Source organism: Roseburia sp. OF03-24 (genome assembly GCF_003463035.1).
GTDB lineage: Bacteria > Bacillota > Clostridia > Lachnospirales > Lachnospiraceae > Roseburia > Roseburia rectibacter.
The window spans coordinates 356-15,318 of record NZ_QSCK01000022.1 but is presented as its reverse complement, the minus strand read 5'-3'; the positions used below and the strand labels follow the sequence as shown (position 1 = coordinate 15,318).

Below are 14,963 nucleotides of genomic sequence, written 5' to 3'. Positions count from 1 at the left end.
ATATGGCAGCAAAAATAACACTGGTGGCAATTTTAATTTTCAGTATGGTGATCCCTTTTTTGGGATACTATCTTGGACAAAAGAAAGAGAAAAGTTTTAAAGCGTCCCTTGCGGTAAATCTGGTATTGTTTTTTGGAACGGTTGTGGTGGCAGACATGCTGCTCTTTAGCGGACATATTTATGCGGCATCGGATACGGCAGCTTCTGCAGCGGAGGGCTGGAGATATATGGCAGCAGCACTGTCGACAGGACTTTCCTGTATCGGTGCAGGTGTTGCAGTTGCAAGTGCAGCTTCCGCAGCAATCGGAGCATTGAGCGAGGATTCCGGTATTATGGGTAAAGCACTCATTTTCGTTGCACTGGCAGAATCTATTGCGCTGTATGGTCTTTTGATCTCATTTTCCATTCTGGGATAAAAGAGACGGAAAGGATGGCGGATTTCCATGAGGATGTATTTGATCAGCGACAATATAGACACATATACGGGGATGCGGCTTTCCGGTGTTGAGGGAGTGGTCGTACATGAGAGAGAAGAATTAGAAGAGGCACTTACCTTTGTGACGGGACAGGCAGATATAGGCATTGTATTGCTGACAGAAAAGTTAGGCAGGGATTTTCCGGAGCTGGTGAGTGATCTGAAATTAAACCGGAGAACGCCTTTGTTTGTGGAGATCCCGGACCGGCACGGAAGTGGCAGAAGCAAGAATTTTATTACGGATTATGTTAGTCAGGCGATCGGACTGAAGCTGTAAACGGGGGATGGATGCATGGAGATCAATGAAAAACTGGAAGTTTTTTATGGTGCGGCGATCGGTGCTGCAAACAGTCAGAGTGCGGCGATATTAGGCGAGCAGAAAAATATTTATCAGTCGGCGATGGAAGAACATGAACAGTCATGCCGTGCTGCACTTGAAAGCTCAAGACGTATTTTCTTAGAAAAACAGAAAAAAGAAGTAAACCGTCAGGCTGCGGAGCAGATGATGACCTGGAAAAAAGATTATCAGGCGCGAAGAGAGCAGAAAACCAGAGAATTATTTGAAATAGTAATAAAGAAGCTCGCATCATACCGGCAGACAGACGGATATGAGACATTTTTACTTGCCCAGATTAAGAAGGCAGAAGAATTTGCACAGGGTGAGGAAATGATAATTTTTATCAGTCCCTCGGATCGGGAAAGGCAGACAGTGCTGCAGGAAAAGAGTGGGTGTAAGGTAGAGATTGCCGAGGATGAATTTTCCGGTGGCATACGGGCTGTCATTCCGTCAAAGAACGTTCTGATCGATGAATCGTTTGCGGAGAGAATGAGACGCGCACAGGAAACCTGCTGGATATGATATGAGTTGTCTTAGGGCAGAGACTGATTTGCAGGAATATTTTGCAGCAATAGGCTGCCTGAAAACGGATAGTAGTGAGAGGATCAGACATGGGTATAACAGGAAAGATATATGGGATTAACGGACCGGTTATCACGATACAGGGAAATCTCGGTTATAAAATGAATGAGATGGTATATGTCGGAGAGAAACATTTAGTCGGGGAAGTGATCCGGCTGACGAAAGAGAAAACGACGATTCAGGTGTATGAGGAGACTTCCGGGTTAAAGCCGGGGGAAAAAGTTATCGGTGCCGGCAGTGCCATCAGTGTAAAATTAGCTCCTGGAATCTTAAATAATATCTTTGACGGTATTGAACGTCCACTGCAGAAGATTGCAGAAAAAAGCGGGGCATTTATCCCGACAGGTGCGCAGGCGGATGCGTTGGACAGAGAGAAACTCTGGGAGACGCACATCACGGTACAGGCTGGTGATCAGGTAAAAGAAGGTTCTGTTATTGCAGAGGTACCGGAGACAAAGTCGATCGTACATCGTGTGATGCTTCCGCCCGGAGTATCTGGGACGGTAACAACTGTAAAACCGGATGGAAAATATACAATCTGTGACGGGATCGTTACGATACAGACGGAGGATGGCAGTACAAGAGAACTTACCATGACACAGGAGTGGCCGATCCGTAAACCGCGCCCGGTATCAGACAGGTATCCGGCAGACAGACCGCTTGTGACGGGACAGCGTATCTTAGATACACTTTTTCCTATTGCAAAGGGCGGTACGGCGGCATTGCCGGGAGGATTTGGAACAGGAAAGACCATGACACAGCATCAGCTTGCAAAATGGTGTGATGCAGATATTATCATTTATATCGGCTGCGGGGAACGTGGAAACGAGATGACCAACGTTTTAGAGGAATTTGGTGAGTTAAACGATCCAAAGACCGGCAACCTTCTGATGGATCGTACCACACTGATCGCAAATACTTCCAACATGCCGGTAGCAGCACGTGAGGCAAGTATTTATACCGGCATTACACTGGCAGAATATTATCGTGATATGGGATATCATGTGGCGATCATGGCAGATTCCACATCGCGCTGGGCAGAGGCACTGCGTGAGCTTTCGGGCAGACTTGAGGAGATGCCGGCAGAGGAAGGTTTCCCGGCATATTTAGCATCAAGGCTTTCTGCATTTTACGAGCGTGCCGGATATGTGAAAAATCTAAATGGTTCGGATGGAAGTGTGACGATCATTGGAGCAGTCTCCCCACAGGGAGGCGATTTTTCGGAACCGGTCACACAGAATACCAAGCGGTTTGTCCGCTGTTTCCTTGCGCTTGATAAATCACTTGCCTATGCGAGACATTATCCTGCGATCAACTGGCTGACCAGTTATTCCGAATATATTCCGGATCTGACAGCATGGTATGAGACGAATGTCGGACCGACATTTGTACAGTGCCGGAATGAGATCTTAAATCTGCTTACCATGGAAAATCGTCTGAATGAGATCGTAAAGCTGATCGGAAGTGATGTGCTCCCGGATGACCAGAAGCTGGTGCTTGAGATCGCACGTGTGATCCGGCTTGGATTCCTGCAGCAGAACGCATTCCATAAGGAAGATACCTATGTGCCGATGGAAAAACAGCTTCGCATGATGGAGATCATCCTTCATCTGTATGACCGGTGCAAAGCCTTGATCGACCGGAATATGCCGATGGCGCTTCTGCGCGAAAGTGATATATTTGAGAAGATCATATCCATTAAATATGATGTGGCAAATGACAAGTTAGAACAGCTGAATCTGTATGATGACAGAATTGAAGAATTTTATCAGCATCTGATGGCAGAAAACGCATAAAAGGCGGCTGACTACGCATAAATTGTGTTTGCGCACGAACTTAAGATGCGCTGAGGGCAGTGCAGGAATGGAGATTAGTATGGCGATTGAGTATCTGGGATTAAGTGAGATCAATGGACCGTTAGTTGCTGTGGAAGGCGTAAAAGGTGCTTTCTATGATGAGATCGTGGAATTGGTCGTGGATGGAAAACAGAAAAAATTAGGGCGCATTGTAGAGATCAATGATGATTATGCAGTCGTTCAGGTATTTGAGAGCACGGAGGAAATGTCTCTTTTAAATACGCATGCAAGGTTAACCGGCAGACCACTTTGTGTGGGATTATCAGAGGAGATCTTAGGAAGGACGTTTAACGGCTTAGGACAGCCGGTTGATGGGCTTGGGGCAGTACGTGCCGAGGTTGTACGCGACGTGAACGGTCAGCCGATGAACCCGTGCAGCAGGGAATATCCAAGAAACTATATCAGAACCGGTATCTCTGCGATCGATGGTCTTACAACACTGATCCGTGGACAGAAGCTTCCTATCTTTTCAGGTAACGGTCTGCCGCATGACGAGCTTGCAGCCCAGATCGTAGAGCAGGCAAGTTTAGGAGACGGGGAAAATGAGGATGAGCCGTTTGCAGTCGTGTTTGCGGCAATGGGCGTAAAATATGACGTGGCGGAATATTTTAAACGGCGTTTTGCAGAATGTGGTGTAAGTGATCATGTTGCAATGTTTTTAAATCTTTCCAATGATCCGGTCGCAGAGCGTCTGATCACGCCGAAGGTGGCTCTGACTGCTGCTGAATATCTTGCGTTTGAAAAAAATATGCATATTCTTGTAATACTGACGGATATGACATCGTTTGCGGAGGCAATGCGTGAGGTATCGGCACAGAAAGGTGAGATCCCAAGCCGGAAAGGATATCCTGGTTATCTCTACAGTGAATTTGCAGCTCTATATGAGAGAGCCGGAATCGTAAAAGGATCGGCCGGTTCTGTGACACAGATCCCGATTCTGACAATGCCAAATGATGATATCACGCATCCGATCCCGGATCTTACCGGTTATATCACCGAGGGTCAGATCGTACTTGAAAGATCACTTCACCAGAAAAATATTTATCCGCCGATCAATGTGCTGCCGTCTTTGTCGCGTCTGATGAAAGACGGCATTGGTGAAAAATACACGAGAGAGGATCATCAGGATCTTGCCAATCAGCTCTTTTCATCCTATGCCCGTGTCGGCGAGGCGAGAGATCTTGCAAGTGTTATCGGTGAGGATGAACTTTCCGATACCGATAAACAGTATTTAAAGTTTGGTACAGCTTTCGAAAAAGAATTTATCGGGCAGGGAAAAGATGAGAACCGTTCAATGGCAGAGACACTTGATATCGGATGGAGACTGCTTCATATTCTGCCACGCGGAGAGTTAGACCGTATTGATACAAAGATCCTTGAAAAGTACTGGGACAGGGAAGAATAATTCTGTTCACCGCAAATTTTTTTACAGGGAGGGATGACGCATGGATCCGAATACGTTTCCGACGAAAGGAAACCTCATACTGGCAAAAAATGCGCTTGCATTATCCAGACAGGGATTCGATCTGATGGATAAAAAAAGAAATATCTTGATCCGGGAATTGATGGAATTAATTACGGAAGCGTCGGATATCCAGAGTCAGATCGATGAGACATTTTCCAATGCCTATCAGGCATTGCAGAAAGCCAATATCCAGATGGGAATCCATCAGGTAGAACAGATCGCAAAGGCAGTTCCGGTGGAAAATTCCATCCGTATCAAGCGCCGCAGTGTCATGGGTACGGAGATTCCAAAGGTAGAGTATGAAAAAAACAAGCAGACCCCTGCGTATTCTTTTTATCATACAAGAATGTCGTTAGATGAGGCATGTCAGCAGTTTGAAAAGGTAAAAGAGCTTACCATCCGCCTTGCAGAGGTTGAAAATTCTGCCTACCGTCTTGCATATAATATAAAAAAAACACAGAAGCGTGCAAATGCGCTATCGAATATTACGATTCCGAAATATGAAAAATTGTCGCGTGAAATACAGGAGTATCTGGAAGAAAAAGAGAGGGAAGAATTCACAAGACAGAAAGTTGTAAAGAAAAACCGGATAAAGAATGAAAAATAAAAAACATGGGTGCCAAAATCTGGATTTTGAATTTATGATTGTGCAATTTGACAGTCTTTAAGTTATGAACCAGATTTTGCACCCATATTTTTATAAGAAGCGAAATGCCTGGCGCATCAGCTCCGGTAGGTATCGGAAAACAGCTCGCGGTACCATTTCAGGGCATCAATATAGGCATCATATACGGTCTGTGTATCGAGATTTTCTAAGATCATAAGTCTTGAAACTTCAGACCAGTTGCCAGCCTCGTACTGTTTGATAAAATATAACGGTTCTGCAAAAATGCCGCTTTGCCGGATGAGTGCATCTTCAATGTCATGCGAAACCTTGACAAGGGATAGTGCTTCCTCCATTGGTTTGTCGAGGATAATATCAAGCACGGAGAAGAGTCCGGTTAAGAACAGTTCGGAAGCCTTTCCGCCAAGTTCAAATGCAGGAGCGAGATTTTCGGCAAATTTTGCACGTAACAGGGATAAACGCGTGATCTCGTTTGGCTTGTCAGAGCACAACTGATTGACAACGGCTGTGTTGATCCAGCGTTTCAACTCTTTCTGTCCGAGCATGGCAGCCGCGTGCCGGATAGAAGTAATCTCCGAGTTGACAGCCATATGATTGACCATACGAAGAAGTGAGATGACAAGCGCAGTGTCATGAGCGATAATGTCTGCTGCTTTTGTCAGGTCAAAGTCTTCTGTATTGACCAGATTCATAAGTTCAATGTAATTGATCTTTAATGGAGCTACCTTGTGTGTTCCTTTTGTGACAGGCAGTCTGTAAAAACTTCCCTCATAAAGGCAGCAGCTCTTATCCTGACGGATCGCATCGAAGGTCTCTGTATCTGTTATGTTTGAAGCACAGAGTCTGATATCCGGATAAACCTGATTAAAGTAAATACGGGCTTTACTGATATCGATCTGTTCACAGTCTAACATGACATAATCCATCAGTGTGAGCAGATCATGATAAGCCTCATAGCTTGATACAGGAAGTTTACGGATGGCAAAACGGTATCCCATCTCTTTGAGCGCTTTTACACGGTCAATATACATTGGTGTACATGGAATATTTCCTTTTAGCAGTAATACGAAAAATTCGTGTGGCAGACCGCATTGTGCAGGAATATCGGAAAAGATCGATATTTCATTGACCGGAACAAAAATCTCTTTTGCAGGGGAAAGTGTTTCAAGCCCCATATTTAAGATCAGTTCGAACCCTTCAATCTGGGCGGCACCGTCATTGCTTCCGCTTCCTAAAAGATTTGGGTGAAGCAGGAAATTCGCTTTCTGCGTATATAGAGAATATGCGCTGACTTTTATGTTTTCATCAAATAGGGGTATTAATGTAACCAGCATAGGCGTTCTCCTTATAGCATGGATTCCTGTTGGAAAAACCATACAAAACTTTAATATTTATCTATCTTTACTATACTATAAATCTGTGAAAAAAGACACATTTTTTTACAATTAATAAACAGAAAACATATTTTTTGAAAAAATATGAAAATGCTTGATATTTCAGAATGAATGTGAAAAACTAAAGAAAGAAGAACTGGATGAACGTGAAAATAAAACATGAAAGAATGGAGGGTTTTGCATGTTAAAACAATGGGAAAAACCAGAGCGTCCGTCGGATGAGAAATTAGAGGGGCGGCTTAAGGATGCACGGATGAAATTACAGGAGCAGCAGCTTAAGGTAAAAGAACACGGACTGCCGGTACTTGTGCTGGTCGAAGGCTGGGGAACCGCAGGCAAAGGTTCTCTGATCGGTCAGATCATCAAAAATATCGATCCACGATTTTTTAAGGTAGAATCAATGTCAGCACCGACGGAGGAGGAAAAAAGAAAGCCGTTTTTGTACCGTCATTTTGTGAAGATTCCGGAAAACGGCAAGTTCAGTTTCTTAGATTCCGGCTGGATGGACGAGATCATGAAAGAAAGACTGCACGAAAAGATCAGCGATGAGGCATATGCGCACCGTATTGAGAGTGTCAAGCGGTTCGAACGTCAGCTGACAGACAACGGTTATCTTGTTGTGAAATTATTTTTGCAGATTTCCAAATCTGAGCAGGAAAAACGTATAGAGCATCTGTCGAAGGAGAAGGATACCAGATGGCGTGTCAGTAAAAATGACCGTTGGCAGAATGATCACTATGAAAAATGCTCAGATGCATTTGATTCCTATTTAAAGGAAACGAATCTGCCGTCGGCACCATGGTATATCATTGATGCAGAATCAAAAAAATGGACAGAGCTGCAGGCACTTGAGATTCTGACAGAGGGAATTGATGTGGCACTTGCCAATAATGCGATGGCAGTACCGATCTTACAGAATGTATTTTCCATGAAAAAAATGCCGTTATTATCTGAGATTCCACTGGATAAGACGATGGAAGAAGATGCGTACAAAAAAGAGCTGAAACAATTACAGCACAGATTAGGAGAACTTCATAACCGTCTGTACCGTAAAAAGGTTCCGGTTATCATTGCATACGAGGGATGGGATGCGGCAGGAAAGGGTGGCAATATTAAACGGATCACAGGCGCATTGGACCCAAGAGGCTATGAAGTACATCCGATCGCAAGTCCGGAGCCGCACGAGAAAGCGAGACATTATCTCTGGCGTTTCTGGACAAGGCTGCCAAAGACAGGGCATATTGCGATCTTTGACCGTACCTGGTATGGCAGAGTCATGGTAGAACGCCTTGAGGGATTCTGCAGTGAAAATGACTGGAAACGTGCTTACAACGAGATCAATGAGTTTGAAAAAGAGCTGCACGACTGGGGCGCTGTCATTATCAAGTTCTGGGTGCAGATCGATAAGGATACGCAGTTGGAACGTTTCAATGAGCGGCAGAATACACCGCAGAAGCAGTGGAAAATCACAGATGAGGACTGGCGCAACCGTGAAAAATGGGATCAGTATGAAGATGCGGTCAATGAAATGATCCAGAAAACAAGTACCACGTATGCGCCGTGGCATATTTTAGAGTCGGTAGACAAGCGGTATGCAAGGATCAAGGCACTTAAGATCGTGATCGAAGAGTTGGAAAAGGCACTTGGAAAGTGATAAATAAAATATGGTTATGTACTTTCCTTTTTGAAACAAAAGCATTATAATAGGAAGAAATACAACAGACACAACAGATTGTTTAGAAATGGAGATTTGCATGCCATATATATTACTAGCAGGGATTGTATTTGGTTCTGATTTGTGGATCAAGCACCATATGGATAAAAAATATGCCAGATATGTGGTGCATCCGAGGCGGCGGAATAAGATTCTGATTGAAAAATATTATAACCGCGGGGCTGCACTTAATTTCTTGGCAAAAAAGCCTCGTGTAATGCGCACGCTGCATACGGTGATCATGTTTTTTGTCGGAGTTTTATATTATTTCCTGCTTCGTATGCCGGGGCACCGTCTGAGCAAGACAGGTGCATCTTTACTTGTCGGTGGAGGGCTAAATAATCTGCTGGACCGTTATACCAGAGGGTATGTGGTTGATTATGTGAAGTTTAATTTTGGACCGAAGTGGCTGCGTGGGATCATATTTAATATCTCAGATTTCTGTATTTTTATCGGTGCATTTTTATCGGTTGTGGGAAGTGAGGTCTCATCATGACGCAGCAGACTTACCGGAAGATGATGGGGTACTTTTTACAGGATAAAAAAAAAATCTGCCGGATCGTCTGGGCAAACAGGATTTTTACAGGGATCGTTTTTTTCAGTTATCCGCTTTATCTGCTGTATTTGTTTTTTTTAGGAGATACTTTCCTGCTGCAGGCGGTACTGGTACCGGCGGTTTCATTTGTGGTAGTGTCGGTGTCACGTAAGATTATCAATGAACCGCGACCTTATGAAAAATACGGCATTCCGCCGGTGTTAGACAAGGATACCAGTGGAAAATCGTTTCCGAGCCGTCATGTGTTTTCTGTATTTGTGATTGCTGTTACGGTATTTGTAAAGAATCCGGTGGCAGGTTGTATACTTGCAGTGACAGGGATCCTGATCGCAGTGATCCGGGTGATCGGGGGCGTTCATACGGTACTCGATGTCGCAGCAGGCGCAGCAGTGGGGATTGTAAGCGGTGTACTTGGATATTATCTGCTTCCGTATTAGCGATAGTAAACGAATATTACCATATATTTTTGGAAAAATAAAAACAACGAACTGTAAATGAAAATTTTTTGGATTTGCAGAAATGGAGTAGAAGATGGACACGATGATGAATAGTTTTTCAAGAGAACAGATGGAATATATCGTGGAATTGTTTAATCCGTGTATGGACGATTATCTGTATGTGTTTGATCTGCAGAAAGATTTTTATAAGATCTCAAAACATGCGACAGATCGTTTCCTTTTACCGGGAGAAACTTTTGACAATGCAGCAAAAGAGCATCATACATTTGTGTACACAGAAGATCAGCCGCGTCTGGATGAAGAGTTTAACCGTATTATGAATGGGGAGATTGTTTTTCATAATATGCATTACCGGTGGTTAGACCGTGAGGGGCATCCGGTCTGGATCAACTGCAGGGGGCGTGTGTTAAATGACGCTGACGGAAGACCACATTTTCTGGTTGGATGTATCAATGAGATCGGTCAGAAACAAAAGGCAGACAATGTCAGCGGACTGCTTGGTGAATCGAGCCTTTCGGCTTATGTGGAGCAGTTTGGGGACGGACTGCCGGATGGATTTTTCCTTCGTATTGGCATTGATGATTTTCGGGATATCAATGGTGACTTCGGAATGGAGTATGGCGATTATATCTTAAAAAGTACGGCAGATTGTATCAGCGCTAACATCAAACCGGGGCAGAAGCTGTACCGTGTATTAGCAGATGAGTTCATGGTTGTTGATTTTTCCGGTGGTGATATGGAAGCAGCAACGGAACTCTATAAAGCAATCCGGAAGAGTCTTGACGTATTTATTGAGGAAAATGGATATAAATCTGTATTTACCATATCTGCGGGGGCTGTCGATACAGCAAAGACATCCGGAACATACAAAAATATCATGAAATTGTCCGAGTATGCTCTTAACACTGCCAAAGATCTGGGAAAGAACCGCTGTTATATATTTATGAAGGAAGATTATGACAGTTTTCTACGGAAGAAACAGATCACACGCCAGCTTCATCATGCAGTAAATCATGGATTTGAGGGATTTGCGACTTATTATCAGCCAATCGTGGACACAAAGACACGCCGGCTGGTCGGTGCAGAGGCACTGATGCGTTTTTCCATGCCGGAAAAAATTCAGGCGGGAGAGTCTGAAAAAGAAGTGGTATGTGTAAAGGAAGATGAAAACGGGGCAAAAGATACAGTCCGCTGGGAGCGTATCTCTCCGGTAGAATTTATTCCGCTGCTGGAGGAAACCGGTCTGATCATTCCGGCAGGAAAATGGATGCTTCATCAGGCAATCTCAACCTGCAGCAGATGGCAGAAATATATTCCTGATTTCAGGATTAATATCAATCTGTCCTATGTGCAGGTCATGAAAAGCCGTGTTCTGACAGAGATACTGACAGCACTGCGTCTTTACGGACTTGAACCGTCCGCAGTAGGAATTGAGCTGACAGAAAGTGGTTATCTGGATTCTAATACACATTTCAAAAAACTGTGGGATGGATTAAAGAAAAACGGTGTACTTGTAATTTTAGATGATTTTGGAACAGGATATTCCAATCTTCACTGTCTTGGTGATCTAAGACCGAATTATATCAAAATCGACCGTTCCTTTACATTAAAAGCATTAAATAACCAGTACGAACACGATCTGATGACACAGATCATCACGATGACGCACAAACTTGGGCTGACGCTCTGTGTTGAGGGAATTGAGACAGAGAGTGAGTTTAAAAAGATATCAGAGTTAGATCCGGATTATATCCAGGGATTCTTATTCGGCAGACCACAGCCGGCAGAAGAATTCTATGAGAATCTGATTGGGCCGGCGGTGGCTGCTGCTCATCTTACTGCGTGATCGGACATGACAGGATCTTAGGCGCAAAGCCTGACAGTGGATGTCAGGCTTATGGATGAACCGTATCCGGCGACTGCCGCCTGCGGTATTCGCGGGGGGTCTGTCCGAAGCGTTTCTTAAAAATACGGTTAAAATAAGAAAGATTTTCAAAACCGACTTCCGATGCGATCGCAAGGATTGAAGAGTCGGAGGAGATCAAAAGTCTTGATGCCATGGTGAGCCTGTATTCGTTGAGATAATCGACGAAAGAGGTTCCCATGGTATTTTTAAAATATTTCATAAAATGGGACTGGCTTAAGTCCACTTCGTTTGCGATATCTTCGATCGTGATCTTTTCCATATAATTGTTTTCTACATATTTTAGGATCAGCTTCATTTTTTCTAAAGACTTGCTGCGGTCTTTGCCGGAAAGTTCTTTTGTGCTGCACTTATGAAACAAAGTATAAAACAGCAGAAAAAGCTGCCCTTTGATAAAAAGCTGATAACCGGACGGATAAGTTTTGCATATCTCATCATTTGCATCGATACAGGCAGAAATCTCCCCATAATGCGGACTGTCCGGTGTATACAAAAGCGGCAGGGAGACATTGCCGGAGATCAGCGGAACTAAAAAATCCGTATTACAGGTATCCGTTTTCTTGGAGATCAGCATGTTTGGGTGAAAAATGATATTTTCGTACTCCATGGATTCAGACTCAAACTGCCCGATCGAGTGAAGCTGTCCCGGAAGAATCAGGGCAATGTCTCCTGCAGTTACCATGTGCTGGGCGAAATCGACCGTGATCGAGCCTTTTCCTTTTTTTATATAGATAATTTCCATCTCATCGTGCCAGTGCATCGGCACATACCCGAAATCTAACGGAATTGAGCAGAGATATGTGATATAAGGAAATAAAGGATCGCCATGTGAAATTTTTTCCTGGTAGTTTTCATATTCTAAAATATTCATGATGATAGGATTGTACCACTTTTTGAGTCAATATTACAAGAAAAAAGTGAGTATGGAAACTATAATAACATCATAAACAATGATTTTGCGAAAAAAAGCGAAATCAGGACAACAGGAACAAGCATAAACATTAAAATTGGGGAACATAATGAAAACAGCGCAGGGGCGCTGGAATGGAGGAAAAAATGAAATTACAGGAAATCGTATCAAACAGATGTGGCAAAGAAATTTCACAGTGCACAAATGAGGAACTTTACTATGCACTGCTTGAGATGACAAAAGGAATGGCTAAGGAAAAAGAAAGCAATCAGGGAAAACGTAAATTATATTACATTTCCGCTGAGTTCCTGATCGGTAAATTATTATCCAACAACCTGATCAACCTTGGTATTTACGAGGATGTGAAAAAACTTTTAGCAGATAACGGCAAGAGCCTTGCTGAGATCGAAGAGGTTGAGCCGGAGCCGTCATTAGGAAACGGTGGACTCGGACGTCTTGCAGCATGTTTCCTTGATTCTATCGCAAGCCTTGGATTAAACGGTGACGGTGTTGGTTTAAATTACCATTACGGATTGTTCAAACAGGTATTCAAAAACAATCTGCAGAATGAAACACCAAACCCATGGATTGAAAAAGAAAGTTGGCTGACAAAAACAGACGTTACTTACCCGATTCAGTTTGGCGGTTTTACGTTACAGTCCAGATTATATGATATCGATGTGATCGGTTATGAGAACCGTACCACAAAACTTCATCTGTTCGATGTTGAGACAGTGGATGAGAGTTTGGTTGGAGACGGCATCGATTTTGACAAAGAGGATATTGCAAAGAATTTAACATTATTCTTATATCCGGATGATTCCGATGATAAGGGAAGAATCCTTCGTGTATACCAGCAGTACTTCATGGTCAGCAACGCAGCGCGCCTGATCATTGATGAGACACTTGCAAGAGGCGGAGATCTTCACAAATTAAATGAGTATGCAGTGATCCAGATCAACGATACACACCCAAGTATGGTAATTCCTGAGATGATCCGTCTGTTGATGGAGCGTGGAATCTTAATGGATGAAGCGATCGATATCGTATCTAAGACATGTGCTTACACAAACCACACCATTTTAGCAGAAGCACTTGAAAAATGGCCGATCCATTTCTTAGAGAAAGCGGTTCCGCAGTTACTGCCGATCATTTATGAGTTAAACAGCCGTGTGACAAAGAAATATGATGACAAATCCGTAGCAATCATTGATGATGAGAAACGTGTTCATATGGCACATATGGATATTCATTACGGATACAGCGTCAACGGTGTTGCTTACCTGCACACAGAGATCTTAAAGAATACAGAGTTAAATAACTTCTACAAGATTTATCCGGAGAAGTTCAATAATAAGACAAACGGTATCACATTCCGCCGCTGGTTATTACACTGCGATCCGGAGATGACCGAATTTATCACATCCTTAATCGGACCTGGATTTAAGAAAAACGCAGAAGAGTTAGAGAAACTCGGCGCATATGTAAATGACGAAGAAGTATTAAAGAAACTTCTTGCAGTAAAAGGTACAAGAAAGACAGAGTTAAAGAATTATCTTGCAAAAACACAGGGGATCGAATTAGATGATAACTCTATCTACGATATCCAGATCAAGAGATTACATGAGTACAAGAGACAGCAGATGAATGCTCTTTATGTGATCCACAAATATTTCGAGATCAAAGCAGGAAAGAAACCGGCTCGTCCGATCACTGTTATTTTCGGTGCAAAAGCAGCTCCGGCATATATCATTGCAAAGGACATCATCCATCTGATCCTCTGCTTACAGGAACTGATCGCAAATGATCCGGAAGTCGCACCATACTTAAAAGTAGTGATGGTAGAAAACTACAACGTAACATTAGCTGAGAAACTGATCCCAGCAGCAGATATCCATGAGCAGATCTCTTTAGCTTCCAAAGAGGCAAGTGGAACATCCAACATGAAATTCATGTTAAACGGTGCTGTTGCGATCGGAACCATGGATGGAGCAAACGTTGAAATGCATCAGTTCGTTGGTGATGACAATATTTATATCTTCGGTGAATCATCTGAGGAAGTTATCAGACACTACGAGAAAGCAGATTACGTTTCAAGAAGCTACTATGAGAATGATGCGAACATCAAACGTGCGATCGATTTCATCGTAAGTGACCAGATGAAAGCAGTCGGATGTGCAGAAAACTTAGAGCGTCTCTACAATGAGCTGTTAAATAAAGACTGGTTCATGACTCTTCCGGATTTCGAGGAGTACGTTGCAACCAAAGAGCGTATCTACGCAGATTACGAAGACCGCATGACATGGGCTAAGAAAATGCTTGTCAACATCAGTAAGGCAGGATTCTTCTCATCAGACCGTACCATTGCACAGTACAATGAGGATATCTGGCATCTGTAAGATGCCATGCATCTGTAAAATGCCATGCATCTCGTAAGATGCCATGCATCTCGTAAAATGCCATGCGTCTTGTAAAATCTTGTAAGCGATTATGTGGCTTGCAGAGCAGCAGTTAATTCACAATATTTAAATTACAAATTCTTCCTAATTGGGAACCGCAAAACTTAGAATGGTTTTGTGGTTCCTTTTTTGCTTTATAGAACGCGTTATCTGATAAATATTGGTTTGCGGGTGACATGAGTTTCCTCGTGTAGGGTGGTTCTGGGGG

At 43.3% G+C, this 14,963-nt stretch carries 13 protein-coding genes; 11 read left to right on the top strand and 2 right to left on the bottom strand.

Annotated features, from left to right (window positions below; all coding sequences use genetic code 11):
• Positions 1-2 precede the first annotated feature (2 nt).
• The 6 genes from DXA60_RS11980 to DXA60_RS11955 all read left to right on the top strand — a co-directional run bounded on the left by DXA60_RS11980 (position 3) and on the right by DXA60_RS11955 (position 5,322).
• Entirely contained in the window at positions 3-416 is a 414-nt protein-coding gene (locus DXA60_RS11980; protein WP_117921514.1) for an ATP synthase subunit C, read from the top strand.
• 27 nt (positions 417-443) lie between these two features.
• Positions 444-752 carry a V-type ATP synthase subunit F gene (locus DXA60_RS11975; protein ID WP_117921512.1) on the top strand — a complete coding sequence of 103 codons (309 nt, stop codon included), beginning with the start codon at positions 444-446 and terminating at the stop codon, positions 750-752.
• Between the two features lie 15 nt (positions 753-767).
• Complete coding sequence (locus tag DXA60_RS11970; RefSeq protein WP_117921510.1) at positions 768-1,334, top strand: V-type ATP synthase subunit E; 567 nt, start codon at positions 768-770, stop codon at positions 1,332-1,334.
• Between the two features lie 89 nt (positions 1,335-1,423).
• Positions 1,424-3,190, top strand: a complete 1,767-nt coding sequence (locus tag DXA60_RS11965) for a V-type ATP synthase subunit A (protein WP_117921508.1) — start codon at positions 1,424-1,426, stop codon at positions 3,188-3,190.
• A gap of 79 nt (positions 3,191-3,269) precedes the next feature.
• Positions 3,270-4,655, top strand: a complete 1,386-nt coding sequence (locus DXA60_RS11960) for a V-type ATP synthase subunit B (RefSeq protein ID WP_117921506.1) — start codon at positions 3,270-3,272, stop codon at positions 4,653-4,655.
• A 40-nt stretch (positions 4,656-4,695) separates the two neighbouring features.
• Positions 4,696-5,322: a V-type ATP synthase subunit D gene (locus DXA60_RS11955; protein WP_117921504.1), complete on the top strand. Its 627-nt coding sequence runs from the start codon at positions 4,696-4,698 to the stop codon at positions 5,320-5,322.
• A 116-nt stretch (positions 5,323-5,438) separates the two neighbouring features.
• Here DXA60_RS11955 and DXA60_RS11950 read toward each other — a convergent pair whose 3' ends face one another.
• Positions 5,439-6,674: an EAL and HDOD domain-containing protein gene (locus DXA60_RS11950; protein WP_117921502.1), complete on the bottom strand. Its 1,236-nt coding sequence runs from the start codon at positions 6,672-6,674 to the stop codon at positions 5,439-5,441.
• 241 nt (positions 6,675-6,915) lie between these two features.
• Between DXA60_RS11950 and pap the strand changes: the two genes are divergently transcribed.
• The 4 genes from pap (at position 6,916) to DXA60_RS11930 (ending at position 11,308) form a co-directional block, all read left to right on the top strand.
• Positions 6,916-8,388 carry a polyphosphate:AMP phosphotransferase gene (gene pap / locus DXA60_RS11945; RefSeq protein ID WP_117921500.1) on the top strand — a complete coding sequence of 491 codons (1,473 nt, stop codon included), beginning with the start codon at positions 6,916-6,918 and terminating at the stop codon, positions 8,386-8,388.
• Positions 8,389-8,488: 100 nt separating this feature from the next.
• The gene (locus DXA60_RS11940) at positions 8,489-8,944 is read left to right on the top strand and encodes a signal peptidase II (protein ID WP_117921498.1); all 456 of its coding nucleotides are present in this window, start codon (positions 8,489-8,491) and stop codon (positions 8,942-8,944) included.
• Complete coding sequence (locus tag DXA60_RS11935; RefSeq protein ID WP_117921496.1) at positions 8,941-9,441, top strand: phosphatase PAP2 family protein; 501 nt, start codon at positions 8,941-8,943, stop codon at positions 9,439-9,441. Before DXA60_RS11940 ends, DXA60_RS11935 begins: the two co-directional genes overlap by 4 nt.
• Positions 9,442-9,535: 94 nt before the next feature.
• Positions 9,536-11,308: a GGDEF and EAL domain-containing protein gene (locus tag DXA60_RS11930; RefSeq protein ID WP_243006866.1), complete on the top strand. Its 1,773-nt coding sequence runs from the start codon at positions 9,536-9,538 to the stop codon at positions 11,306-11,308.
• A 49-nt stretch (positions 11,309-11,357) separates the two neighbouring features.
• Here DXA60_RS11930 and DXA60_RS11925 read toward each other — a convergent pair whose 3' ends face one another.
• Positions 11,358-12,257, bottom strand: coding sequence for an AraC family transcriptional regulator (locus tag DXA60_RS11925; RefSeq protein ID WP_117921494.1), 900 nt, complete (start codon positions 12,255-12,257; stop codon positions 11,358-11,360).
• Between the two features lie 185 nt (positions 12,258-12,442).
• Between DXA60_RS11925 and DXA60_RS11920 the strand changes: the two genes are divergently transcribed.
• Positions 12,443-14,695 carry a glycogen/starch/alpha-glucan phosphorylase gene (locus DXA60_RS11920; protein WP_117921603.1) on the top strand — a complete coding sequence of 751 codons (2,253 nt, stop codon included), beginning with the start codon at positions 12,443-12,445 and terminating at the stop codon, positions 14,693-14,695.
• The last annotated feature ends 268 nt before the right edge of the window (positions 14,696-14,963 follow it).

Excerpts from the sequence above, each read along its gene's own strand:
- DXA60_RS11980 (WP_117921514.1), top strand. The coding sequence starts at position 3 with ATGGCAGCAAAAATAACACTGGTGGCAATTTTAATTTTCAGTATGGTG.
- DXA60_RS11975 (WP_117921512.1), top strand. The coding sequence starts at position 444 with ATGAGGATGTATTTGATCAGCGACAATATAGACACATATACGGGGATG.
- DXA60_RS11970 (WP_117921510.1), top strand. The coding sequence starts at position 768 with ATGGAGATCAATGAAAAACTGGAAGTTTTTTATGGTGCGGCGATCGGT.
- DXA60_RS11965 (WP_117921508.1), top strand. The coding sequence starts at position 1,424 with ATGGGTATAACAGGAAAGATATATGGGATTAACGGACCGGTTATCACG.
- DXA60_RS11960 (WP_117921506.1), top strand. The coding sequence starts at position 3,270 with ATGGCGATTGAGTATCTGGGATTAAGTGAGATCAATGGACCGTTAGTT.
- DXA60_RS11955 (WP_117921504.1), top strand. The coding sequence starts at position 4,696 with ATGGATCCGAATACGTTTCCGACGAAAGGAAACCTCATACTGGCAAAA.
- DXA60_RS11950 (WP_117921502.1), bottom strand. The coding sequence starts at position 6,674 with ATGCTGGTTACATTAATACCCCTATTTGATGAAAACATAAAAGTCAGC.
- pap (WP_117921500.1), top strand. The coding sequence starts at position 6,916 with ATGTTAAAACAATGGGAAAAACCAGAGCGTCCGTCGGATGAGAAATTA.
- DXA60_RS11940 (WP_117921498.1), top strand. The coding sequence starts at position 8,489 with ATGCCATATATATTACTAGCAGGGATTGTATTTGGTTCTGATTTGTGG.
- DXA60_RS11935 (WP_117921496.1), top strand. The coding sequence starts at position 8,941 with ATGACGCAGCAGACTTACCGGAAGATGATGGGGTACTTTTTACAGGAT.
- DXA60_RS11930 (WP_243006866.1), top strand. The coding sequence starts at position 9,536 with ATGGACACGATGATGAATAGTTTTTCAAGAGAACAGATGGAATATATC.
- DXA60_RS11925 (WP_117921494.1), bottom strand. The coding sequence starts at position 12,257 with ATGAATATTTTAGAATATGAAAACTACCAGGAAAAAATTTCACATGGC.
- DXA60_RS11920 (WP_117921603.1), top strand. The coding sequence starts at position 12,443 with ATGAAATTACAGGAAATCGTATCAAACAGATGTGGCAAAGAAATTTCA.